This window comes from Gordonia sp. BP-119 (assembly GCF_016924115.1).
Taxonomy (GTDB): domain Bacteria; phylum Actinomycetota; class Actinomycetes; order Mycobacteriales; family Mycobacteriaceae; genus Gordonia; species Gordonia hongkongensis.
This window is the reverse complement of sequence record NZ_JAFFZF010000007.1, coordinates 22,749-46,767: the sequence shown is the minus strand read 5'-3', so window position 1 is coordinate 46,767 and position 24,019 is coordinate 22,749. Positions and strand designations below refer to the sequence as shown.

Below are 24,019 nucleotides of genomic sequence, written 5' to 3'. Positions count from 1 at the left end.
CGTCACCTGTCCGTCGGGTGTGGGATAGACCGCACCTGGCGAACCCCGTGACCTAGCGCCCGCTCGGTGGACGTATCCTTGACCGCGAGACGACCTGACAGGTGGCCATTCAAGCGGCCACCACCTCGGAGGAGGCCCCAACGATGACCGCAGCCACCATTCCCGGACTGGACCCGAGTAGCGCTCCGACGAAGCACGCGGGACTGCTGGCCTGGGTGGCCGAGGTCGCCGAGCTGACCCAGCCCGACCGGGTGGTGTGGTCCGACGGCAGTGACGAGGAGTGGGAGCGCCTGACCGCCGACCTCGTGAAGGCCGGCACCCTGGTCAAGCTGAACGAGGAGAAGAAGCCCAACTCCTTCCTCGCCAACTCCGACCCCGCCGATGTGGCCCGCGTGGAGTCGCGGACCTACATCTGCTCGGAGAAGGAAGAGGACGCCGGCCCGACCAACAACTGGGTCGATCCCGCCGAGATGCGTTCGACGATGACCGAGCTCTACCGCGGCAGCATGCGCGGCCGCACGATGTTCGTCATCCCGTTCTGCATGGGCCCGCTGGACTCCGACGATCCCAAGCTCGGTGTCGAGATCACCGACTCCGAGTACGTCGTGCTGTCGATGAAGATCATGACCCGCGTCGGCCCCCGCGTCCTGGAGATCCTGGGCGAGGACGGCTTCTTCGTGAAGGCGCTGCACTCCGTCGGTGCGCCCCTCGAGGACGGCCAGGCCGACGTGCCGTGGCCCTGCAACACCGAGAAGTACATCACCCACTTCCCCGAGACCCGCGAGATCTGGTCGTTCGGATCGGGTTACGGCGGCAACGCGCTGCTCGGCAAGAAGTGCTATGCCCTGCGCATCGCCTCGGTCATCGCCCGCGACGAGGGGTGGATGGCCGAGCACATGCTGATCCTCAAGCTGACCAGCCCGGCGAACAAGGTGTACTACATCGCCGCGGCGTTCCCGAGTGCCTGTGGCAAGACCAACCTCGCGATGCTCCAGCCGACGATCCCCGGCTGGAAGGCCGAGACCGTGGGCGACGACATCGCCTGGATGCGCTTCGGCGAGGACGGCCGGCTGTACGCGATCAACCCCGAATTCGGTTTCTTCGGTGTCGCTCCTGGCACCAGCTACGACTCGAACCCGAACGCGATGAAGACCATCGAGGCCGGAAACACCCTCTACACCAACGTCGCTCGCACCGACGATGGCGACATCTGGTGGGAGGACATCGACGGCCCGGCGCCGGCGCACCTCACCGACTGGCTCGGCAACGACTGGACGCCGGAGTCCGATCACAAGGCTGCGCACCCGAATTCGCGCTACTGCACCCCGATCTCGCAGTGCCCGTCGCTGGCCGACGAGTGGGATGACCCGAAGGGCGTGCCGATCTCGGCGATCCTGTTCGGCGGCCGCCGCAAGACCACGGTGCCGCTGGTGACCGAGGCCCGCGACTGGCAGACCGGTGTCTTCATGGGTGCCACCGTGGGCTCCGAGCAGACCGCCGCGGCCGAGGGCAAGGTCGGCACCGTGCGCCGCGACCCGATGGCGATGCTGCCGTTCATGGGCTACCACGTCGGGGACTACCTGCAGCACTGGGTGAACATCGGCAAGAACGCCGACGAGTCGAAGCTGCCGAAGGTGTTCTACGTCAACTGGTTCCGTCGGGGCGACGACAAGCGCTTCCTGTGGCCCGGATTCGGCGAGAACAGCCGCGTGCTGAAGTGGATCATCGAGCGCATCGAGGGTGAGGCCGAGGGTGTCGAGACCCCCATCGGCATCGTCGCGAAGCCGGAGTCGATCGACGTCAGTGGTCTGGACGTGCCTGCGGAGGACGTCGCGGAGGCGCTCGCCTTCAATCCCGACGAGTGGCGCGAGGAGATCCCGTCCATCGAGGAGCTGTTCGACTTCGTCGGCGAGAAGCTGCCGAGCTCGTTGCGCGACGAGCTCGACGGTCTGAAGCAGCGCCTGGCCTGACGCGGCCTTGCTGCGCGGTTCCGGGGCTGAACGTACGGATGGGTCTGAAGTGACGGTTGAGGTATCGTGCCCCTCATGAAACTACGTCTGTGGGGCGCCTCGGTCGCCGCTGCCTGCGTGCTGGGACTGGCGTCGTCGGTCGCGGTCCAACCGGCTTCGGCGACACCGTCTTCCGGGGCCGGGGTCACGGCGTTCTTCACGGATTCGACGACGATCGGGAACGGGCTTCCCACCGTCAACCGGATCTCCGGCATCGATCGGACCGGTAACGGCAACTACGTGATGATCGCCGAGGACGTGCTCCCGGCACGCTTCTTCACGGCGTCGATCGGGTACACCTCCGTGACCGCGTCCTTCATCGGACAGCCGCGGATCAACGGCGGCGGCACGGTCCTCGGCCCGTGGTTCCTCCCGTTGCTGCCCGGACAGGCCCAGTTCGAGGGCATCCGCCAGTCCGCGGGCGGTTACACGGTCGTCAGCGGCGGCAACAACCAGTTCGTCCGGCAGATCGGGCCCATCGGACAGGTCCTCCGCGACCTTCCGCTCCCGTCGGTGTGGCGCCCGTCGTCGAAGTCGGGTCTGGCAGGTCAGCGCGGACTGACCGGCGTGGCCGTCGGACCCCAGGGTCAGGTCAGCGTCCTGACCGCCGGCGGACTCCGGCAGGACGCCGCACGATCGGCCCGTCTGCTGACCTTCGGCAAGACCAATCGCGAGTTCGTCTATCGCACCGACGCCAACAAGGTGGCCGCCGATGTGCTGGCCATCAACTCGACGGACTTCCTCGTGCTCGAACGTGGCCCGGGCAAGCTGTCGAACATCTTCTGGACGACGACCCGGGGCGCCACCTCGGTGACGAACAAGAAGAAGCTGAGCGGACGCGAGAAGGCGATGACCAAGCGCCGCATCTTCTCGACCACCGCGACGCCCCACTTGCTCACCGGCAACATGTCGGGACTCGCCTGGGGCAACTGGCACCCCGACAACCCGTTCGCGAAGACCCGTACCCGCACCCTTCTCGTGGTGTCGGACAACGTCGGAGCGCCCAACCGCCTCCACTCGTTCGAGGTCCAGATCCCGAAGTAACCCCGCTCCCTGAGGAGTGTCCGGAGCTTGCGGAGGACACGTCTCGAAGGGTCAGCAGTGCCCAACGTCACTGCCGTCAGGGTGGGGTCAGGGTGTTACCTGATGGCCAACCGGCGCAGGATTTGGCACCGTTGAGGGCATGACGACGACTGATGTGGCCGCTCGAGACGACGGTGGCGATGATTTTGGGACGCCGAAGCACGCGGTTGCTGCCGGGGCAGACAACCTTTCCAAGCGGTACGGCGTCGGCGACACCGCCGTCGAGGCCCTGAAGAGCGTCTCCATCTCGTTCCGGGAGGGCGAGTTCACCGCCATCATGGGGCCGTCGGGGTCGGGTAAGTCCACGCTGATGCACTGCCTCGCCGGTCTCGACGTCGCGAGCGACGGCAAGGTGTTCATCGGCGACACCGACCTGACGGCGTTGTCGGACAAGGCGATGACGATGCTGCGTCGCGACCGCATCGGCTTCGTGTTCCAGGCGTTCAACCTCGTGCCGACGCTGACGGCCAAGGAGAACATCACACTGCCGGTCGACATCGCCGGCCGCACCGTCGACACCGAGTGGTTCGACGCCGTGGTGGCCCGGCTCGGGATCACCGACCGGCTCGGACATCTGCCGAGTGAACTGTCCGGTGGTCAGCAGCAGCGCGTGGCCTGTGCTCGTGCGCTGATCGGCAAGCCGTCGATCATCTTCGGCGACGAGCCGACGGGCAACCTGGACTCCCGCTCCTCGGGCGAGGTGCTGTCGATCCTGCGGGCGGCGACCGACGAGTTCAAGCAGACCGTCGTCATCGTGACCCACGATCCGCGCGCGGCGTCGTACGCCGATCGAGTGGTGTTCCTGGCCGACGGCCAGATCGTGCAGGAGCTGTCCCGGCCGTCGGCCGACGACGTCTTCGAGGTCATGAAGAACCTCGACAACGTGCCTGCGCCCGACACCGCCGAAGCGCTCTGAGCCGTGGCGTCCTCCACGGTGATGCGCCGGGTCTCGCTACGGAACCTGCGCGCCCACAAGCTCCGGCTGTTCCTCACCCTCTTCTCGATCGTCCTCGGCACCTCGTTCGTGGCCGGGTCCATCGTCTTCACCGGGTCCATCTCGAAGGCCTTCAATGACATCTTCGACAGTGCGGCGCAGGGTGTCGCGGTCGAGGTGACCCCGGCCGACCGGCAGTCGCCGGGTGTGCCGAACACGATCGTGGACCAGCTCCGCGACCAGCGTGCCCAGTTCGGCATCGACAAACTCGTCGTCAACAACAACGGCCTGGTCACGGTCGCCGACTCCGACGGCAAGGCCATCCAGACCGGTGGCGCCCCGAGCGTGGGCAGCACCTACATCCCGCCGGCGGAGGCGCTCGACCCGGACGAGTCGCGGATCCTGCCGGGTGGACGCGGGCCCGAGAACGCCGGCGAGATCGTCTTGAACACCTCGGCGGCCGAGGCCGCGGGGCTGAAGGTCGGGTCGAAGACGAAGATCGTCGTCGGGCAGGGCAACTCGGAGCCGCTCGAGGTCACCGTCGTCGGCCTCGTCGACGCGCCCAGCTCGACGGGTGGTTACGTGAACGCCCAGTTCGACGCCGCGACGTCGGCCCGCCTGTTCACCGACGGTGAGCACGTCGGCGTCGTCGACATGTCGGCCGTCGCCGGGGTCACCCCGGAACAGTTGCAGGAACGGATCATCTCCGCGCTCGGCGCCGACGCTGATCTCTACGACGTCCGCACCGGCGACCAGGTCCGCGAGGATCAAAAGGCGCAGGTCAACGAGTTCCTGCAGATCTTCCAATACATCCTGCTGGCGTTCGCCGCGATCGGTCTGGTCGTCGGCACGTTCATCATCTACAACACCTTCTCGATGATCGTCGCGCAACGGAACCGGGAGTTCGCGCTGCTACGGGCGGTCGGCGCGAGCCAGCGCCAGGTCTCGCGCTCGGTGCTGTTCGAGGCCTTCGTCGTCGGTGTCCTCGGCGGCGCGCTCGGTCTCGCCATCGGCATCGGGCTGGCGGCCGCCTTGAAGGCCATCACCAGTGCGACGTCGGGCCTGCCGGACGGTGAGTTGGCGATCGGTCCGGATGCCATCCTCGCCGGCATCCTGGTCGGCGTCGTGGTGACGATGGTCAGTGCCTGGGTGCCGGCGGCGCGAGCCGCCCGGGTGCCGCCCGTGGAGGCGATGCGCGCATCGGCCGCCGAGGGGTCGGCCTCGTTGCGCAACCGCACGATCATCGGCGCGGTCATCGGTGTCGCGTCGATCGTCGCGATCGTGGTCGGCGCGATGGGTGAAGGTGCCGGCCCGGCGATCACGGTGGGTGCCGGCGCCGCGGGCGCGGTCCTGTCGGCCGTCCTCATTGGCCCGGCGATCGCGCGTCCGTTCGTCAGCGTGCTCGGCCGGGTCATCGGTGCGCCCTTCGGCATGATCGGGCGCCTCGCCCGGACCAACGCGGTCCGCAACCCGCGGCGTTCGGCCGCGACGGCGTTCGCGCTCACCCTCGGGCTGATGCTGGTCGCGATCATCGGCACCCTGGGACAGTCGTTCAAGGGCACGGTCGACGACGCCGTCGACGCCGGCATCACGGCCGACTACATCGTGGCCGGAACCAACCAGTCGCCGCTGCCGCCCGCGGTGACCGGCGCGATCGACGGTGTGCCCGGCGTCGCCGAGGTGGTGTCGTTCGGCATCGTCCAGGCCAAGGTCGAGGACAAGTCGGAGACCGGGTTCTCGGCGCTCGGCGGTCCGCTGAACAGCGTGACCGTGATGGACATGCAGGACGGCGCGTCGTCGGATCTGCCCGCTGACGGGATGCTGATCAGCGAGCGGACCGGCAAGGCGAACGGCTGGCAGCGTGGCGATGTGGTCACGTTCACGTCCGCGACGGGCGAGCAGGTCCAGGTCCCGATCGCGGGCGTCTACGCGGACAACGAGGCGCTGCAGCCGTGGGTCGTGGGTCCGGACGTCTACGAGAAGCTGGTCCCGCCCTTCGCGCGGGTCAATGTCACGCTCTTCGTGAACGCCGCGCCGGGCACCGACCTCGAGACCCTGCGCACCGATCTGGAGAATGCGACGTCGGACTACCTGACGGTGCAGATCCAGGACCGGGATCAGTTCAAGGGCCAGATCTCGTCGCAGATCGATCAGATGCTCGGCACGCTGTACGCGATGCTCGGGCTGGCACTGCTGATCGCCGTCCTCGGCATCATCAACACGCTTGCGCTGTCGGTGGTCGAACGCAAACGCGAGATCGGGATGTTGCGGGCGATCGGCATGATCCGAGCCCAGGTGCGCCGCTCGATCTACCTCGAGTCGGTGCTGATCTCGATCTTCGGCGCAGTGCTGGGTGTGCTCCTCGGGACCGTCATCGGCGTCGCGTTGGTCCGCACGCTCGCCGAGTGGGGCCTGGGCGCGCCGGTGATCCCGTGGTCGCTCATCGCGATCACGCTGATCGCGTCGGCGGTGGTAGGGGTTCTGGCCGCGTTGTGGCCGGCCGTCCGCGCGGCGCGCACCGGACCGCTCGAGGCGATCGCCGACATCTGACGCAGGTTCGTGGTGGTCGGGTCGGGGATCGGTCCGGGATGACAGAATCGTCCGCATGACCCGACCACCAGAGGGCGATCCCAACGATCCGCGGAACGGTCCGCCGGAGACCCGTCAGTTCGATCCGGACTTCGACCCGTCGGCGCCGCCGTCGCAGGCCTACACCGAGCAGCCGTATCCGGGTCCGTACACGGAACCGCACCAGGCCGGTCAGCCCTATCCGGGGCCGTACACCGAACCGCATCAGCCGGGACAGCCATATCCGGGTCCCTACACCGAACCCCAGTATGCCGACCCTCAGTACACCGGCGGGTCGCCCTACGGTGCCTCGCCCTACGACGCGCCGGCCGGTGGTGAACCGCCCCGCGGTTCCGGGTCGAAGGGCCGGACCATCGGGCTGGCGCTGGTCGCCCTGATCGCACTCGTGGTCCTGGGTCTCGTCGTCGTGCTGGTCACCCGCTCCGGCGACGGCGACTCCACCAGCGCGGCGTCATCGTCGACCACCGAATCGAGTGATCCGGCGACGACGAGCGAGACGACGTCGTCGAGCACCCCGACCACCGAGGAGACGACGTCGACCACGACGACGCAGCGCTCCGGGACCATCACCTACCAGCTGACCGGCAACGGGGACGTCGTCGCGCTGACGTTCACCCGTGGCCAGGGATCGCCGACGGTGATCCCGGCGATCGGCTCGCCGTGGTCCCAGCGGGTGCAGCTCGAGGGAACCCGCGCGAGCATGTCGGCCATCGTGATCCGCGGACCGGTGTCGTGCGCCATCCTCGCCGACGGTGAACAGCTGGCCGCCGCCACCAGTCAGGGCGGCACCCTCAACTGCACCGCGGACCTCGCCGCCGAGTAGTTCAGGCCGCTGGGTGCGGAGGTGGCTTCGACTCGGGGCTTCGCTTCGCTCAGTCCCGGCTCAACCAGCAGTGGGCTCAGCCAGACGGAACCGGACTCCGAGCACTTCAGCGTCGACGCAGGACGAGCACCAAGTTGGTGCCGAGGACGTCCCGAAGCACCGGCACGCGCATGACCCACCACATCCAGCGCGGGATGTAGCGGGGGAATGCCGCGACGAGGTCGGCGCGCCCGGCACCGGTCGCCGATCGGGCCCAGCGCAGCCCGTCGGCGGCGGAGACCGCGAACAGCGATGTGCCGTACAGGTTCTTGGGCGGATGACCGTGGCGTCGGGTGTACAGCCGGGCCGCGCGATGGCCGCCCAGATAGTGCGTCAGGCCCATCTCGTGACCGCCGAACGGTCCCCACCACAGTGTGTAGCTGATGATGACGATGCCGCCGGGACGCGTCACCCGCAGCATCTCGTCGGCCATCTCCCACGGCGTCGGGGTGTGCTCGACGACGTTCGACGACAGGCAGACGTCGACGCATCCGTCGGCGAAGGGCAGGGCCTGGCCGGAGCCGCGGACCGATCCGCGATGCTCGAGCCCACCGGCGTGCATCTCGGTGGGATCGGGTTCGACGGAGACGTAGTGCGCGCCGCGGGCCCGGAAGGCGTCGGCGAAGTATCCGGGACCGCCGCCCACGTCGAGGACCACCGATCCGCCCATGTCGGGGACGAACGCCTCGACCATGTCCGCGGTGTCGCCGGCGAGCGCGCCGTAGAAGCGCGCGGGATCGGATTGTTCGTAGCGGAAGTCGTTCAGCAGTCCCGCGGCGCGTCGCAGGGTGGCGAGCCGGGCCATCCGTGCGCCGCCGGGAAGTGAAGTCGTCATCGTCGGGTCACTCTAGTGGGGTGTCTCGGCGAGAGGTTCCTCGCCGGGCCGCTCGCGCGGCGGATTCCGGTGCTCACGGCCTGGTCGGTAGGCTGACGGACAACATGCGCACACCGTCGAACATCCTGCTCCTGTGCTGGCGGGACACCCGCCACCCTCAGGGCGGCGGCAGCGAGACCTACCTGGAACGGGTGGGCGCCGAACTGGCTCGACGCGGCGCGAACGTCACCTTCCTCACGTCCGCGTACCCGGGGGCGCTGCGCCACGAGCACCGGGACGGCATGCGGTTTTTCCGCGCCGGCGGACGGATCAGCGTGTATCCGCTCATGCTCGCGACCATCGTCGCGGGCCGGCTCGGGTTCGGCCCGCTGGCGGGGTGCCGCCCCGACGTCGTCGTGGACACCCAGAACGGTGTCCCGTTCTTCTCGTCGCTCGTCTCACCGGCTCCGACGGTCGTCCTCGTCCATCACTGTCATCGCGAGCAGTGGCCGGTCGCCGGCCGTCTGCTCGGCCACATCGGGTGGTTCCTCGAGTCGCGGGTCTCGCCGCGCGTCCATCGGCGCAACCGATACGTCACGGTCTCGACGCCGTCGAAGTCCGAACTCGTCGCGCTGGGGGTCGATGCCGGGCGGATCGCGGTCGTGCGCAACGGGATCGATCCGGTACCTCACGGTATCGAGGCGCCCGCGCGCACCGGGGCGTCGACTCCCGGTGTGCCGGTACGACTCTGCGTGCTGTCGCGGCTGGTGCCCCACAAGCAGGTCGAGGACGCGTTGACCGTACTCGCCCGGCTGCGTCGCGACGGTGTCGACGCCCGTCTCGATGTCATCGGCGGTGGCTGGTGGTCGGACGAATTGCACCGCGCCGCAGCCGACCTCGCGGTGACCGATGCGGTCACCTTCCACGGCCACGTCGACGAACGCCGCAAGCACGAACTGCTCGCCCGGGCCCGGGTCCACCTCATGCCGTCGCGCAAGGAGGGATGGGGCCTCGCGGTCGTCGAAGCCGCCCAGCACGGTGTCCCGACGATCGGTTACCGCAGTGCCGCCGGACTCGCCGACTCCATCGACGACGGGCGTACCGGGCTCCTCGTCGACGGTGTCGACGAACTGGCCAGCGCAACGAGGAAACTCATCGACAACCCGGACGAGGCGCTTCGACTCGGCCGGAACGCGCAGACCACGGCCAGCCGCTACTCGTGGTCGGCGACCTGCGACGGGTTCATGGCGACGTTCGACGCCGTGCTGTCCGACTCGCGCCGCTGATCACACCGACGCCGAGACCGACGAGGCCGGTGATGAGCAGCGCGGCCCATACGAGGTGCGCGCCGAGGGCGATCGCACGGTCGGTGGCGTCGGCGGACCGATCCACGACGTCGCCCACCTGATACAGCCTCAGATCCGGCCCGTCGAACACAAGCCGTCCGGCGGCCGCGAGTTGGCCAGGCGGAGAACCGTTCTCGATCAGCACCCACCCGACGCCGAGCTCGGCGAGCGCTGCCGGTGAGCCGCCGGACTCCAGCACCCGCGTCACCGCTGCGGCATGTTCCCCGGCCGGGTCGATCACCTTGCCGTCCACTCGGAGTTCGCCGGATTCGACGACCGGCGCCCGCAGCATCCGTGCGGCGGGATCGAGCGACGGATCGCGCGCGAAGGGGTACTCACGCACCGTGCCGGGAGGCCACAGCGCGACCGAACCCCGGTCCGGCGGCACGATCTCCGCGACCTGCCGCCACTCGTCGGGATAGTCGATCGCGCGCACCGCACCGCCGACCCCCCACGCCAGGTCGGGGAGCGGCGCGACCGCGAGCAGTGCGACCGCGGCGAGTGCGAAGCCGGACGGGACCCGACGTGTCGCCGCTGCCACGGCCGCTGCCACACACACCGCCACAGCCGGGACGAGAAGTGCGGCGAACTTCTGCGTATCGCGGAGGAGTCCGCCGCCACCGACGTGCTCGACGACGAACCCCAGGCCGGTGCGGACCGGTCCGAAAGTGCTCAGCACCAACAAGATCGCGGTCACCGCCGCGAGGATGGCGATGGCGCGCACCAGCGGGTCCGACGCCGCGCGACGACGCCACAGGTGACCGGCGCCGACCGCGACGACGAGGAGCAGGCCGAGGGTGGCCACCGCGGCCCACCCGATGCTCCGACTCGCCGGCACCGCGTCGGCGTTCCAGATCCCGCCCAGCGACAGGGCCGTACCCACGGGGCCGAGCCACGGCTCGGACCGCAGACCGAATGCCTCCACCCCGGCGGCCGCGGACGTGGTCGGGGCGTCGGAGATGGAAGCCGTCAGCAACCACGGCAGTGTGCTGAGGAGCCAGAGCGTGAGAACGGCCACCGTGGGTCGCAGACCGAACGGACGGGCCACGAGCGCCGTCGCCAGAGTGATTGCGGCGAGGACAGAACCAGTGGGGGTCAAGCCTGCGACCGCGAACAGTCCGCCCAGTTGAAGAAGTTGGACGGTGCTTGCTCGGGGGTCCGGTCGCCGGGTGGCTTCGACTCGGCTCCTCGCTTCGCTCGGTGCCGGCTCAACCAGCGGAGTGACTCGGCTCCTCGCTTCGCTCGGTGCCGGCTCAACCAGCGGAGTGACTCGGCTTCTCGCTTCGCTCGGTGCCGGCTCAACCAGCGGGGGGCGCCCACGCAGATCCAGAATCGCGACGAGAATCCACCCCAGTGCCGCATAACCCGCCAGCAGGCTCCAGTGGCCCTGGAGAAGACGTTCGGCGACAAACGGATTCCACACCGAGACGAGCGTTGCCGCCGCGGCGCCGGTGCGCCCGCCGCCCGGGACCAGGCGCGCTGCCAGACGTCCGTACCCGACGCCTGCGCAGACCAGGGCCGCGGCGAGGACCGCCAGCACGACGATCCCGCCGTCGACGACGGTGCTCACCATCGCGAGGAACCAGTCCTGCGGCACGGCGCGAGGCGGCAGGTCACCGATCCCGAGCGTGGTGTCCGTGACATGGGTGCGCGGCGTGGACACCGCATCGCGATACAGCAGGTACCGGTCGCCGGCCCCGATCAGGCCCGGCAACAGCGGTGCCAGGATCACCGCGGCCGCAGCGACACCGGTGCCGTACAGAACCGGCAACAGTCGTCGGGGAGTCACCGCGGCGAGCCGATCAGAAGTGGTGGGTGTCCGAGGGTGCGGGGGCGTGCACCGGGTCGTCGTCGTAGTCGGACTCGGTGATGCCGTACGACCGGGCCAGATCCAGGATCTTGGTCGCCCGCGCGATCCGCGGCAGGTCGGAGCCGTTGCGGATCTCGCCGCCGTCGCGCTCGAACTCGGCGAAGAACTCGCGCGCCCAGGTGATCTCGTCCTGAGAGGGGGACAGTCCCTCGTTGACCTGCGCGCACTGGCCCGGGGTGAGGCAGATCTTGCCGGTCATGCCGAACTCGGCACTGACCGCGGTCGCCTCACTGAGCTTGAGCGCGCTGGAACCGACCGTCGGGCCGTCGATGGCGCTGGGCAGGTGGGCGGCCTTCGCGGCGATCGTGAAACGCGAACGGGCATAGGCCAGGGTCTGTGGGTTCTCGCCGAAGCCGGTGTCGCGGCGGAAATCCCCGATACCGAACGCGAGACGGAACGTGCCCTTGGTGGCCGCGATCTCGCTGATGCGTTCCAGCCCGCGTGCGGTCTCCACGAGCGCGACGATCGGCAGGCCGGGCAGTCGCTTGGCGGTCTCGGTGACGTGGTCGACGGACTCGACCATCGCCAGCATCACCCCGCCGACGGCGGTCTGCGACAGCGCCTCGAGATCATCGGCCCACCACGGTGTGCCGAATCCGTTCACGCGAACCCAGTCTCCGGCGCCGGGGCCGGCGGTGCCGTCCTTCGGCCCGAGCCAACGGACGACGTTGTCGCGCGCGGAGACCTTGTCCTTGGGAGCCACCGCGTCCTCGATGTCCAGCACGACGATGTCGGCGCGCGAACGCGAGGCCGGCTCGAACTTGGCGTAGTGGGAGCCGTTGACCAGCAGCCAGCTCCGGGCCAGCACCGGGTCGATGCGCGAACCGATGTCGGTCGACTCGGCGTCGTAGGTGGGGTTGTCGTCGTACATCACGGTCTCTCGGTCCGGTGGACACGCGCGATCGGGGGGACCCGCGTTCGGCAACAGCCTTCCCATCGTTGCCTATGCCCGACTGCCCGTGCAAAACCCGGCACGCGTACCTCGTACCCGCCCCGCGCGAGACCGCGGCGGCGTAGTCGGCACACTTGGTCCATGCAGCAGACGCGCCGGACGACGGGCACGGTCGGCGCCGTCGGGTCGGTGGCGATCGGGTCGATGGTGGCCAACGTCTGCATGTACGTGGTGCACCTCGTCGCGAGTGCGCATTTCCTCGACGTCAGCGAATACGGCGAGTTCGCGGTGCTGCTGTCGGCGATGCTCGTGCTGGGTGTGCCGGCGATGGCGCTGCAGAACGTCATCGCCCGGGAGGTCGTGCTCGGCGGTGACGAGGGACGGCTCCGCGCGCTGGGTGTGGTGACGACGTGCTGGGTCGTCGTACTCACCGTCGTCGCCACCCCGCTGGTCGCGCTGCTGCTGCGCACCGACGTCGCGACGACGGCCGCGGCACTCGCCTCGGCGCCGCTGCTGGCGCTCATCGCCGCAGGTCAGGGGATTCTGCAGGGGCGCGGCGAGTTCCGGGCGCTGTCCTGGGTGCTGGCCGCCGTCGGAGTCGCACGATCGATGCCGATCATCGGGGCGTTCGCCGCCGGCGCCGGACCGGCCGGTGGGCTGCTGGCCGGGACGCTGGGTGCCGCCGCGTCGGCGGTCGTCGTCTGGCTCGTGGTCTGGTCGATGCCACGGTCCGGACGGCCGGGGCGGCCGCCGTCGGGAGCCGCCGGGGTGCTCAGCGTGGTCCGCGCGTCGCAGGTCCAGTTGGTGTTGATCGTCGCATCGTCGATCGACCTGCTGCTCTCGCCCCGGGTCCTCGACGCCGAGGAGGTCGGGGTGTACGCCCTCGGCGCGATCGCGACGAAGGTGGCCTTCTGGCTCCCGCAGGCGATCGGCGTCGTCTTCTATCCGCGCCTCGCCGACCCCGCACGGTCGTCGGCTTCGTTGCGTCAGGCGGTGACGGTGGTCGCCGGGATCGGGGTCGTCCTGACCGTTCTCGCGGGCGCGGCCGGCCCGGTCGTCCCGTTCGTCTTCGGGGACGGCTACGACGCCTTGGTGCCGATCCTGTGGCTCTTCGCCTACATCGGCGCCGCGCTCGCCGTCCTGCAGGTCGTCTTGCTGTCGGCGATCGCGCGCGACCGGACGCGCGTGGCACTCGGCACCTGGTTGGTCGTGGGCGCCGAGGTGCTGGTCATCGTCACCCTCACCGGCTCGGTGGTCGGGGTCGCGGGCACCGCGGCCGTGGCCGCCACGATCGCCGCGCTGGGGACGTGGGCGGTCGCGCGCTGAGTTGAGGTCGGACGTTGCCGAGTGCCCGAAGTTTCGGCAGTGTTGTGTCATGAGCGACAACGAGAGCACACAGGTCACTGTCCAACGCACGATCGAGGCGCCCGTCGACGCGGTGTTCGACGTCCTCTCCAATCCCGAACGGCATCAGGCGCTCGACGGTTCGGGTTTCATCCGCGGCGTGGACCACGCCGATCGCATCCAGCAGGTCGGTGACGTGTTCACGATGAACATGTCGGGCGACCACATGGGCGGCGACTACAAGACCGACAACCATGTCACCGGTTACGCCAAGGACAAGCTGCTGGCATGGCAGACCGCCCCCGCCGGCACCGAGCCGCCCGGGTGGGAATGGCTGTGGGAGTTGGAGTCCCAGGGTCCGAACGAGACGCTGGTGCGCCACACCTACGACTGGTCGAAGGTCACCGACAAGAAGCTGCTCGAGAAGGTCAAGTTCCCGCTCGTCACCGAGCACCAGCTGAACGACACCCTCGGCAGGCTCGCCGCCGAGTCGACCTCCTGACGCCGGTCTCCGTCACTCCGGTTGCCCGCCAACGGTTTCCGCGCCACTCCGGCGCCGGAACCGGGCGGGTAGCCAGGCCGGGTTGATCAGTATCAATCCGGCCACCAGTGCCACCAGGCCCAGGACCGCGGTGCCGATCGGTACGAGCCGGCCCCAGATCAGGATCGGGGACGCGAGATCGTCGGCCAGGTCCGTCATCCGGGCCTGCGTGTCGTCGTCGTAGCCGAAAGTCGCACGCAGATGCGGCAATTCGAAGCCGGCCGGGACGCCGGGGATGCCGTCGGGGAAGCGGTACGCCTCGTCGACGGTGATCGTGGCGTCGACAATGGTGCCGGTCCGGGTGTCGACGGCGAGATCCCACGAACTCCGGTGATGGAGGCTCGCGGTCAACGGCCGGCTCGAGTCGTCGAACCCGAACCACGACGCCGGACGCGTGATCGAGACATTCGTGCCGACCGGTCGCCCCAGCGCTTCGCGGGCGAGGTCGGTGTCAGGGACCTCGGCGCGGAACCGTGCGACGTCGCGACCCTGCACCTCGGTGTCACCGTCGTAGACCAACGGCACGGTGGTGCGGGTGATCGGGTCGAAGAACTCGCGGTCGGCGGTCGCCGTGTCGAAGGGCAGCAGATAGGTGCTGCCACGGCGGTCAGGGACGAGCACGGCGGCCTGCCCGCTGTCGTACTGGATCTCCGACGCCCCGCGCGCGGCGAGTCGGGGCAGCGCGTTCTTCCGGTCGAGCGTGACCCGATCCTTGATGGCGTTGACGGTCGCCTCGTTGCACGGTTGTGCCGGGTCATCGGCATCGACACCGGGGCGCGGATCACCGGGGTCGACCTCGCGGCCGTCGATGCGCAGCGCATCGGCCTGGATCGACGTACCGGCCTGCAGCGTCACCCGGTGTTCGTCGGACGGCTGCACCGCCACGACGCGCTGCTGCCGGACGAGGTCGGCGCCGACGGTACGGGCGCTCCGGGTCTCCAGCGAGCACCGGTCGAAGATCGTCGCGTCGTCGGCCGTGGCGACGGTGGTGAAATCGGTGCTCAGCGGGATCGTGCGGAACCCGCCGACGAGCAGGGTGGGCAGCGCGATCGTCACCGCGAGCAAGAATGCGCCGACGAAGATCAGCGTCGGTCCCGCGAGGTCCGCCGTCGACCAGCGATGGGGTTCCGGGTGCGACGACGAGGACGGCGAGGACATGGTGGCGAGGGTACGCAACGCCTCCCGGCTACCCTGTCAGCAGCATGACCAGCACCGACCCCGGCCCCACCAGCCCCGCCACCGCCGAACCCGCAACGGGTTCCGCCCGGCGGTTCTATCCGCAGCTCGAGGGCATGCGGGCCATCGCCGCGATCGGGGTCCTGGTCACGCACGTGGCCTTCCAGACCCGCGCGGTCGAGATCCCCGTACTGGGACCGGTCCTCGGTCGCCTCGACCTCGCGGTCGCCTTGTTCTTCGCGCTCTCCGGCTTTCTGCTCTGGCGACCGTGGGTCGACGCCGCGCATCGCGGGACCGGTCATCCGTCGGTGCCGCGGTACTTCCGCCATCGCGTCGTCCGGATCTGGCCGGCCTACGTGGTCGTGGTGACGCTGGTGATCCTGCTGCTCCCCGAGGCGCAGGGAGCGGATGCGCAGGTCTGGCTGGCGAACCTCACGCTCACGCAGGTCTTCGTGCCGCTGACACTGACCGCCGGTCTGACCCAGATGTGGAGCCTCTCGGTCGAGATCGCCTTCTACGCACTGCTGCCGCTCATCGGCTTCGCTCTCCTGCGGCTGCGCGGGAGCCGTCTGCGGGCGCGGGTGCCGGCGCTCGTCCTCCTCGGTGCGCTGAGCCTCGGCTGGGCCTGGGTCGGCACCTCGCTGCCCGTGGCCGACGGCGTGGAGACCAAGAACTGGGTGTTCGGCCACCTCCCGTGGTTCGTCGCGGGTCTGGTCCTGGCCGAGATCGCCGGAGTCCTCGAACGTGAACCGGAATCGGGTTCTGCATCCGGGACGTCGGGGACGGGCCGCTGGATGGCGGGAACGATCCGCCTCAGCGCGAACCGCCCGCTCATGCTGGGCGTCCTCGTCGTCGCCTACGCGCTGGCATGCACCAGGATCGCCGGTCCGACCGGTCTCGGCGACGTCACCGAGATCGAGTTCGCCACCAAGATGGTGCTCGGCGCGCTCTGCGGTTATGCGCTGCTTGCTCCGCTGGTGTGCAACGACGGACCGTTCCGCATCCTCACCTCACGGGTGATGCTGGCTCTCGGCAGATGGTCGTACGGGATCTTCATCTGGCACGTCGCGATCCTCGCGGTGGTCTTCCCGCTGTTCGGCATCGTGCCGTTCAGCGGCGACACCCTCCTGGTGCTCGTGATCACCCTCGGGCTGTCGATCGGCGTCGCTGCGGCCAGCTATGCCTTCATCGAAGAGCCGGCCCGGAACTGGTTGCGCAACCGTGAGAATCGTCGTCGCCACCGTTCGCGCCACGACGCGGCCGACGCCTTGTCGTCGTCAGGCCCGTCGTCGTCAGGCCCGTCGTCGACGGCCGACCAGAACACCAGCCACGCCGTCATCGACACCGCCACCAGCGCCGGTAGCTGAACCCACCATTGCGACCCGTGGTACCCGCCCGAGGCGTGCCAGGGGCCGGCCGCCAGCCCGATGGTCGCGGTCATCATCGCCACGAATGTGATTGTGACGCCGGCCTTCTGCGGTACCGCTGCGGCGAGGGTGCCGACCACGACGGCGGCCGCGAGTCCCCACCAGCCGGACACCAGCCACGCCGCGGCGAACACCGCACCCCCCGCGGCGAGCACGCTGCCGCGCCCGGACGGAACCACGATGGGGTCACCGGCCCGGGTGCGACGCGCCGACGGCCACCACGCGGCGACGAGCAGCAGCGCCATCAGCGCGAGCCCGATCACCAGCGCCCACCGGTACAGCGAGTCGAATCGGAAGGTGAGTTCGATGGTTCCGCCTGCACCGGCGGGGACGACCCACCCCTGTTGCCACCCGTCGACGACGACCGGCCGTAGCTGCGCGCCGTCGAGGTGCGCCTGCCACCCCGGGTTGGTGCTCTCGGGCACGACGAGCAGTCGTTGCGCACCGGCGTCGACCGTCACCGCTCGCCGCGCCGGCGACCACTCGGTCACCTCGGGGGACGTCGACGCGGGCGCCGAGACCGGATCACCGTCCACCAGCGACAGGGCGTCGACGGTGAAGGCGTCGCCGGGATTGACCGACACCTCCTGCTGGCCCGCGGGGAGTGCGAGCCGGCCGCCGTCGCAGGGGCGGCCGATCACCGGCTGCCCGCTGCGGAGGTCGGACACACTGGCGCGCACCGACATTCGGACGACCTGTCCGGCAGCGGTCAGGCCGATGCCGTCGTCGCAACCGATCTCGACGACCCGGTCGGCACCGGCATCGACACCGACACCGTCTGCCGGCGTGGGCGACACCCGGACCTCGGCGATTCCCGGTGGTGCGGGACTGGCGAACCCGAGGCTGTTGACGTCGATGAGGTCGGACTGCGCGCGAATGGTGATCTCGGCACGGTCGGTGACCGCGGGATCGAGCCGCACGAGACCGCTCTCGTCGACCTCGCGGATCTGCTCTCCCGTCCCGAGGTCGACCGCGACCTCGGTGGGCGCGGCGGGATAGCCCCGCGGGGCGTCGATGGTCAGCGAATCGACCCGCTGTGCGCGCGGGAGGTCGAGGACCAGGGTGGGACTGTTCTCGTCCGCTGCGCCATCGTCGGTCTCCCTGTCGCGCGCGGGCGACTCTTCCTCGTCGGGGATCTCCGGTGCGGTCCACGATGTTCCGGGATCGCCGTCGACGGCAGCCGCGGGCCCGCCGCGGGGATCGGTCACCGGGCGGGGCCCGCGCGCCGTGACCCGGTCGTCCTCGGCGAGAAGCCGATCCAAAGCATCACCGGGTCGGGGTCGCAGGATCGCGGTGGGGGAGACGGTGACATCCGACGGCACCGAGAGTGCGCGCCCGAACACCGCCGAAGTCTCCGGCGAGAGTGCGAGACCCGGTGCGCACCTGGTCATCGGCCGCTCGGGGTCGGAGACGCACGACGCCCGCCCGGACAGCTCCTGGTACAGCAGCCACTGGGCCACGTCGGTGCCGGCCTCGAGTTCGGGCAACACCACGCGGTGGCGGATCCGCAACGGCGTCGCGGTTCGCAGATCGGAGACCGTCACCTCACCGAGCGCGAATTGGTTTCCCGCCGTGCCGTCGTCGGTGCGGAGCGCGCGGATCTGGAGCCAACCGGTGGGGCCGCTGGGGGCGGTCACGGTGACCGGTTCGCCGGGAGCGAGACCGGAGACCACCGTGCTGCCCGCCTCGGTGGTGATCAGCGCACTCGTGACGTCGGGTCCGAGCGCCTTCGCGGTCGTCAGGGTCACCGCGAGATCGGTGCGCGGCGTCGTGAAACCGATGCGCATCCATCGTCCGACCGCGGTCTCCAATCCGCCGCTCACCCAGGCGCTCTGCGGGTTGCCGTCGAAGGCCGCGGCCGCCGAGTTGGCCGGCGAGGTCTGCCCGGGCTGGACCGCGTCCGCCGCCGATCCCGACGTCGACACCTCGACTTCGCCGCTCTCGTTGTCCAACAACCATTCCCCGTGGACCAGTGGTTGGCCGTCGACGGGGTAGTCGGCGACGGCGTTCTGTGTCCGACGCGGGTCCGACGGCGACCTGATCGCCGAACTGTGGTCGTCGACGCGGCCGAAGTCGGTCTCCCGGTCAGCGGGTGTGTCGGTCACGATCAACGGGCCGTCGACGATCCCGGCGCGGCGGGCGTCGGCGTCGAGCACGACGGGTCCGAGCGGGGGAAGTCCCTGGCGTGCGCGGACGTCGGCCAGTTCGGCGATCGCCTCGGGCCCGCCGGCAATGCGGGGGAGCCCGGTGGTGTCGACGAGTCGCGGACCGGTGCCGGTCGTCGGCGCGCCCGGTTCGCCGACGGCGTAGATCTGCACCGCGGGCATCGGCGGCCGTAGTCCGTTGTCGCGCACCACTCCTCGGACGCTGGGTGGCCCGATCGGCGGACCGAACTCGGCGACGCGACGGAGCCCGGGCGACTCGTCGAGTGCCTGTTGCGCGAGCAGCGGGCGGGCCGACCGCGAGGTGTCGGGGTCGAGATCGGCTCGGAGGACGACGAATCCGATGCCCTGCCCGGCGAGGGTGGCGGCGAGACCGGGGGAGCCACGGCCCGCGGCGATCTCCCGTTGTACGGAGTCGAGGGCGCGGATCGCGCCGGGCGGGGTGAGCGGGATCGCGTCGCGGACCGCCCACGGGGTGTCGGACAGGGGTTGCAGCGGTTCGTCGCGGGTGAGCCCCCAGAGTTGGTCGGCGAACGGGGCGCCGGGGACGACCAGCGCGCGGGCGGGCGGGGCGCCGTCGTCGCGTTCGCTGTGCTCGGTCAGCCAGTCGGCGGTCTGCTGCCAGTGGCGTGGAATCGCCTGGTACGTACCGTCCGGCGCGAGCTGACCGGTCCACATCAACGACCCGGCGCCGATCACGGCGACGAGCAGGACGATGGTCGCGGCGACCGGTCGCGACCGCTGGGGCTGGGCGAAGGCGGAGAGCGTCTCCCGGCGACTCGCACTCCCCGGCAGCGGAACCCGTGCCAGGAGATGTGCGACACCGAGGACCAGCGGGATGCGGAGCAGCGGCTCGAACTTGTGGATGTTGCGCAGCGGGGCGCCCGGGCCGTCGAGGAAGACGCGTACCTGCTCGGCGACCGGCGACCCGAGTTCACCCGCGTAGCCGACGCACATCAGGACGAGGCCGACGCCGAGAATCGCGACGAGACGGCCGCGGAACGGCATGTGCCGCATGCACAATCCGGCGAGCCCCGCGGCCGCGATGGTCCCGGTCGCCAGTACCGCGGCGGGCTGGGTGACGAGCACCGCCCCGGCGACGCGCTCCGGCGACACGAACGGCGTCCACGAACTCGCCCCGCGCAGCACCTCGGTGAGCGAGGTCCACTGCGTGGTGACCCGGGACGATTCGATGTAGTCCAGGAACGGCGGACTCACGCGCGACAGGATCAGCAGCGGCACGACCCACCACGCGCATGCCAGGGTCAGGCCGGCCGCGGTCCAGGCGCCGAACCGCCACCAGCGTCGGTCGCGCGGACTGTGCAGCAGCCACCACAGAGCGGCGACGCCGAGCGCTGCCAGCGTGGCGACGGCATTGACCGCGCCCATCAGCGCGACCGCGGCCGACGCACGCGCGGCCTCCCGCCACAGCGGGGCAGCGTTCTCGGCCCGCGTGTCGAGTGCCCGCACCACCGGGATCAGCACCCACGGGGCGAGCATCATCGGCAGGGTCTCCGATGAGATCGAGCCGAGGGTGGTCAGGACCCGCGGGCTGAGCACGAAGACGGCGGCGGCGATGATCCGCGAGGCGGGCGAGCCCAGCCGCAGCATCTCGGCGAGGCGGACGATGCCGACGAAGCCGACGGTGAGCAGCACCGCCCACCAGAGGCGTTGCACGATCCACGGCGGAACGGCGAGAAGGTCACCCAGGGCGAAGAACGCCCCGTGGGGGAAGAAGTACCCGTAGGCCTGGTTCTGCACCTGCCCCATCGGTGCGTTCGGCGTCCACAGATGCGCGGCGCGCGCGAGGAACCCGAGCGGATTCGCGGTGAGGTCGAGTTTGGTGTCGGCGGCGATGCGGCCCGGTGACTGCAGCAGGCAGATCAGCAGCGAGATCGCGCCGACGACGGCGATACCGCGTCGGCTGAGTACGGACTGATCCGGTGGCGGAGGCGGAGTACTCAGTTGCGGCTGCTGTCGATCAGGAGACGCCGGGACCGGCGGCGTCGTGGATGGGTCAGTTGGTCTCGCCGGCTCCGCCGCGCGAACCGTAGTCCACCGAACCCTGGACGAATCCGTTGTTCGGGCTGATGTTGTTCAGATCGGTGGACGGGCTGTTCTCGGAGGCCAGGAACCCGCCGAGGAACACCGCGCCGAGTCCCACCAGGATGCCGGCGACCCCGGCGACGGCTCCGGCGACAAGGCGGTTGTTGGTCATGTCGATGAAACTACCATCGCTCGAGTCCGTTTCCGGGTGACACCCGCTGACACCTGCGGGTGCACGGTGTCGAGCTCAACGTCCGGAACGCACTTTCGTGAGGGCGCGATCCCACAACAGACGCACGCTCGACTTCACCATCTCGGGTTTGTCGACGTCGCGGCTGAGCAGCATCGTAGACGTCGCGATCGTCTTGGCAGAGGCCTTGGAACGATGCCCGGAGTCCAGGTGGGGCTGCGGGTCGTACTCGATGATCAACTGGATCGCCTCGGCGCGTGCACGCCCGGCGATCTGTTCGGCCAGCCAGAGCGCGAGGTCGATGCCCGCGGATACGCCGGCCGCGGTGACCAGGTCGTCGTCGGGCGCGGCACGCACGATCCGCTGGTCCGACACCGCCTTCGCCCCGTGCAGCGTCAGCCCGGCCATCGACGACCAGTGCGTCGTGGCGGGCTTCCCGTCGAGCAGACCGGCCGCGGCCAGGATGATCGAGCCGGTGCAGACCGACGTCGTCCACTGGGCGCCCGGCCGTACGGCACGCAGCCAGTCGAGGACCTTCTCGTCCTGCGAGGCGGCCAGGAAACCGGGACCACCTGGCACCAGGACAACGTCCGGTGGTGGGGTCTCGTCGAACGAATGCGTGGCTCCGACGACGAGCACGCCCGAGTCGGCGACGACCGGCCCGGGTTCGTGCCAGACGAACCTCACCTCGGTGTCGGGCAGGGCTCGCAGCACCTCGTAGGGGCCGATGAAGTCCAGCGCGGTGAACTGCGGGTAGAGCACGATCGCTATCTGGGTCATGGATGCCTTTCGGGTCGTGGGTTCTCGGGTGTGCGTCTAGCGGAAGGTGCGGCGGTACTGATCGGGCGGCACGCCGAGCCGGCGGACGAAGGTGCGCCGCATCGTCTCGGCCGACCCGAACCCGCACCGGGTGGCGATCACCGGCATCGTGTCGTCGCCCTGGGTGAGTGCCCGGCGGGCGGCGTCGGTCCGGACCCGTTCGACATAGGCGCCCGGCGCCTCACCGGTCTCGTCGGTGAAGATGCGGGAGAAATGACGCGGGCTCATCGACGCGTCGCGGGCGAGATCGTCGACGCGGTGCACCCGGCCCGGCTCGGCCTCGATGCGTTCCTGGATCTCGCGGATCGCCGTGCGCCGGGCCCGAGGCATCCACACCGGCGGGGCGAACTGGCTCTGACCACCTGGGCGCCGCATGTAGAGGACGAGCCACCGCGCGACGAGCTGTGCGAGCTCGGTGCCGTGGTCCTCCTCGATGAGGGCCAGCGAGAGGTCGATACCGGCGGTGACGCCCGCGGAACTCCACACCCGGTCGCTGCCGCGCACGAACAGGGCCTCGGCGTCGACCTGGATCGACGGGTATCGCTCGGCGAGCAACCCGGTCACGGCCCAGTGCGTCGTCGCGCGTTTGCCGTCGAGGAGGCCGGCCTCGGCGGCGAGGAACGCGCCGTTGCACACGCTGACGACGCGTCGTGCCCGTTGCGCCGCCCGTCGGATCCAGTCGACGAGGTCGGGGTCGCGGGAGGCGTCGTGGACGCCGGTGCCGCCGGGCAGGATCAGGATGTCGAGCGGCTCGGCCGGGTCGGGCAGCGGCTGCGCGACGAACTCCAGCCCGACGCCGGTGCCCACCGGCAGACCGGACTTCGACACCAGCCGCAGGTCATAGCGGACCTGCGCGCCCTGGTCGGCAAGGGCATACGACGCGGTGGTGAACACGTCGGCCGGACCGGTCACGTCCAGGGCCTGCACCCCGGGGTATCCGAGGATCACCACCGATCGAGTCATGAAGACATCGTTTCCGACCCGCACCGTGGCGTCCAGGCCACGCATCCCACAGATCAGGACACGTCACTGTTGATTGAGCTGGTCCCCACCGCCGGTTGAGCGGGCACCCGTCCCCGCTGCTCGAGCCGGCTCGCCCCCCGCTGGTTGAGCCGGCCCCGAGCGGAGCCGCCGGGCCGAGCAAGCGACGAAGGAGCGCGTCGAGGTCGAGGCGCCCCACCCCCGCTGGTTGAGCCGGCCCCGAGCGGAGCGAGGCGCCGTGTCGAAGCCACCCCCCGCTGGTTGAGCCGGCCCCGAGCGAAGCGAGGCGCCGTGTCGAAGCCACTTGGTGACCTCGACAAGCTCGGCCGTCAGGTGGGGACGCTCGGCCAGCAGAGCTGCGCTACAACGTGACCTGCGGTTCCTTCTCGCACTTCGCGGGCACGATGAACACCGGCCGATGGCAATGTTTGAGGACCCGCTCGGCGACGCTGGACCGCAGCAGTGCCTTCAGTCCCGACGCCCCGCGGGTCCCGGTGACCAGCAGATCGACGTCGAGCGCTTCGGCGGCGGCGACGAGCGCACCCCACACCGTCGACTCCACCTCCACAAGCGATCCGCGCGCGGTCAGGCCGCACTCGGCGGCGAGTGTCACGCCGCGCTCGTTGATCGCGGCGGCCTCGTCTTCGAGGGCCTGGTCGACACCGGCGTCGAGTTGGGTGTCGATGAACGGCTGCATCCCGCCGGCGAGGGTGGACATACGTGCCGGCGTCATGCCGCCGGGCTGCCAGGCGGTGACGACCACTGCGGATTGCGCGCGAAGGAATTGTCCGGCGTATCGGATGGCGCGGTCGGCGTTCGGGGACCCGTCGTAGGCGATCATCAGTGTTTGTGCGGCACTGTTGCCGCCGCTACCGCGCCCGGCGGTGGCGGACCCGGACGAATCGGACCCCACGTCCATTGGCTCAGACTACAT

Annotated in this window: 17 protein-coding genes and 1 pseudogene; 9 read left to right on the top strand and 9 right to left on the bottom strand. The window is 70.0% G+C overall.

Going from position 1 to position 24,019, the window contains the following annotated elements:
• The first annotated feature begins 143 nt into the window (after positions 1-143).
• The 5 genes from JW364_RS06295 to JW364_RS06275 all read left to right on the top strand — a co-directional run bounded on the left by JW364_RS06295 (position 144) and on the right by JW364_RS06275 (position 7,438).
• Entirely contained in the window at positions 144-1,970 is a 1,827-nt protein-coding gene (locus tag JW364_RS06295; protein ID WP_078113257.1) for a phosphoenolpyruvate carboxykinase (GTP), read from the top strand.
• A 75-nt stretch (positions 1,971-2,045) separates the two neighbouring features.
• A complete protein-coding gene (locus JW364_RS06290; RefSeq protein WP_205334075.1) occupies positions 2,046-3,053 on the top strand; it encodes an esterase-like activity of phytase family protein in 1,008 nt (335 codons plus the stop codon).
• Between the two features lie 139 nt (positions 3,054-3,192).
• The gene (locus tag JW364_RS06285; protein WP_058252235.1) at positions 3,193-4,008 is read left to right on the top strand and encodes an ABC transporter ATP-binding protein; all 816 of its coding nucleotides are present in this window, start codon (positions 3,193-3,195) and stop codon (positions 4,006-4,008) included.
• A gap of 21 nt (positions 4,009-4,029) precedes the next feature.
• Positions 4,030-6,576: an ABC transporter permease gene (locus JW364_RS06280; RefSeq protein ID WP_078113300.1), complete on the top strand. Its 2,547-nt coding sequence runs from the start codon at positions 4,030-4,032 to the stop codon at positions 6,574-6,576.
• Positions 6,577-6,631: 55 nt separating this feature from the next.
• Complete coding sequence (locus tag JW364_RS06275; RefSeq protein WP_205334074.1) at positions 6,632-7,438, top strand: hypothetical protein; 807 nt, start codon at positions 6,632-6,634, stop codon at positions 7,436-7,438.
• Between the two features lie 106 nt (positions 7,439-7,544).
• Here the strand turns inward: JW364_RS06275 and JW364_RS06270 are convergent, their stop codons facing one another.
• Entirely contained in the window at positions 7,545-8,312 is a 768-nt protein-coding gene (locus JW364_RS06270) for a class I SAM-dependent methyltransferase (RefSeq protein WP_205334073.1), read from the bottom strand.
• A 104-nt stretch (positions 8,313-8,416) separates the two neighbouring features.
• Between JW364_RS06270 and JW364_RS06265 the strand changes: the two genes are divergently transcribed.
• Positions 8,417-9,577, top strand: coding sequence for a glycosyltransferase family 4 protein (locus JW364_RS06265; RefSeq protein WP_205334072.1), 1,161 nt, complete (start codon positions 8,417-8,419; stop codon positions 9,575-9,577).
• On the opposite strand, the gene JW364_RS06260 is transcribed toward JW364_RS06265, so the two are convergent.
• Both JW364_RS06260 and JW364_RS06255 read right to left on the bottom strand, forming a co-directional pair.
• Positions 9,534-11,426 carry a hypothetical protein gene (locus JW364_RS06260; RefSeq protein ID WP_205334071.1) on the bottom strand — a complete coding sequence of 631 codons (1,893 nt, stop codon included), beginning with the start codon at positions 11,424-11,426 and terminating at the stop codon, positions 9,534-9,536. The two genes, JW364_RS06265 and JW364_RS06260, sit on opposite strands and share 44 nt — an antisense overlap.
• Before the next feature lie 13 nt (positions 11,427-11,439).
• Positions 11,440-12,378 (bottom strand): CoA ester lyase, encoded by a 939-nt coding sequence (locus JW364_RS06255; protein ID WP_058252230.1) that lies wholly within the window; start codon positions 12,376-12,378, stop codon positions 11,440-11,442.
• 162 nt (positions 12,379-12,540) lie between these two features.
• Between JW364_RS06255 and JW364_RS06250 the strand changes: the two genes are divergently transcribed.
• Both JW364_RS06250 and JW364_RS06245 read left to right on the top strand, forming a co-directional pair.
• Positions 12,541-13,725, top strand: a complete 1,185-nt coding sequence (locus tag JW364_RS06250) for a polysaccharide biosynthesis protein (protein WP_159371603.1) — start codon at positions 12,541-12,543, stop codon at positions 13,723-13,725.
• 49 nt (positions 13,726-13,774) lie between these two features.
• Complete coding sequence (locus JW364_RS06245; RefSeq protein WP_078113249.1) at positions 13,775-14,245, top strand: SRPBCC family protein; 471 nt, start codon at positions 13,775-13,777, stop codon at positions 14,243-14,245.
• 12 nt (positions 14,246-14,257) lie between these two features.
• Here the strand turns inward: JW364_RS06245 and JW364_RS06240 are convergent, their stop codons facing one another.
• Positions 14,258-15,442 (bottom strand): DUF3068 domain-containing protein, encoded by a 1,185-nt coding sequence (locus JW364_RS06240; RefSeq protein WP_205334070.1) that lies wholly within the window; start codon positions 15,440-15,442, stop codon positions 14,258-14,260.
• 44 nt (positions 15,443-15,486) lie between these two features.
• On the opposite strand from JW364_RS06240, the gene JW364_RS06235 reads away from it, so the two are divergent.
• Positions 15,487-16,827, top strand: coding sequence for an acyltransferase (locus JW364_RS06235; protein WP_078113248.1), 1,341 nt, complete (start codon positions 15,487-15,489; stop codon positions 16,825-16,827).
• 2,120 nt (positions 16,828-18,947) lie between these two features.
• Here the strand turns inward: JW364_RS06235 and JW364_RS24500 are convergent.
• The 5 genes and pseudogenes from JW364_RS24500 to JW364_RS06210 form a co-directional block, all read right to left on the bottom strand.
• Positions 18,948-20,906 (bottom strand): annotated as a pseudogene (locus JW364_RS24500) (DUF3367 domain-containing protein); the annotation flags it as partial.
• Positions 20,907-21,066: 160 nt separating this feature from the next.
• Positions 21,067-21,267, bottom strand: a complete 201-nt coding sequence (locus JW364_RS06225; protein WP_004023745.1) for a DUF2613 domain-containing protein — start codon at positions 21,265-21,267, stop codon at positions 21,067-21,069.
• 75 nt (positions 21,268-21,342) lie between these two features.
• A complete protein-coding gene (locus tag JW364_RS06220; protein ID WP_137809632.1) occupies positions 21,343-22,065 on the bottom strand; it encodes a DJ-1/PfpI family protein in 723 nt (240 codons plus the stop codon).
• A gap of 36 nt (positions 22,066-22,101) precedes the next feature.
• The gene (locus JW364_RS06215; protein ID WP_137809633.1) at positions 22,102-23,067 is read right to left on the bottom strand and encodes a GlxA family transcriptional regulator; all 966 of its coding nucleotides are present in this window, start codon (positions 23,065-23,067) and stop codon (positions 22,102-22,104) included.
• Between the two features lie 379 nt (positions 23,068-23,446).
• On the bottom strand, positions 23,447-24,004 hold the full coding sequence (locus tag JW364_RS06210; RefSeq protein WP_068970530.1) for a universal stress protein: 558 nt from the start codon (positions 24,002-24,004) through the stop codon (positions 23,447-23,449).
• Positions 24,005-24,019: the final 15 nt, after the last annotated feature.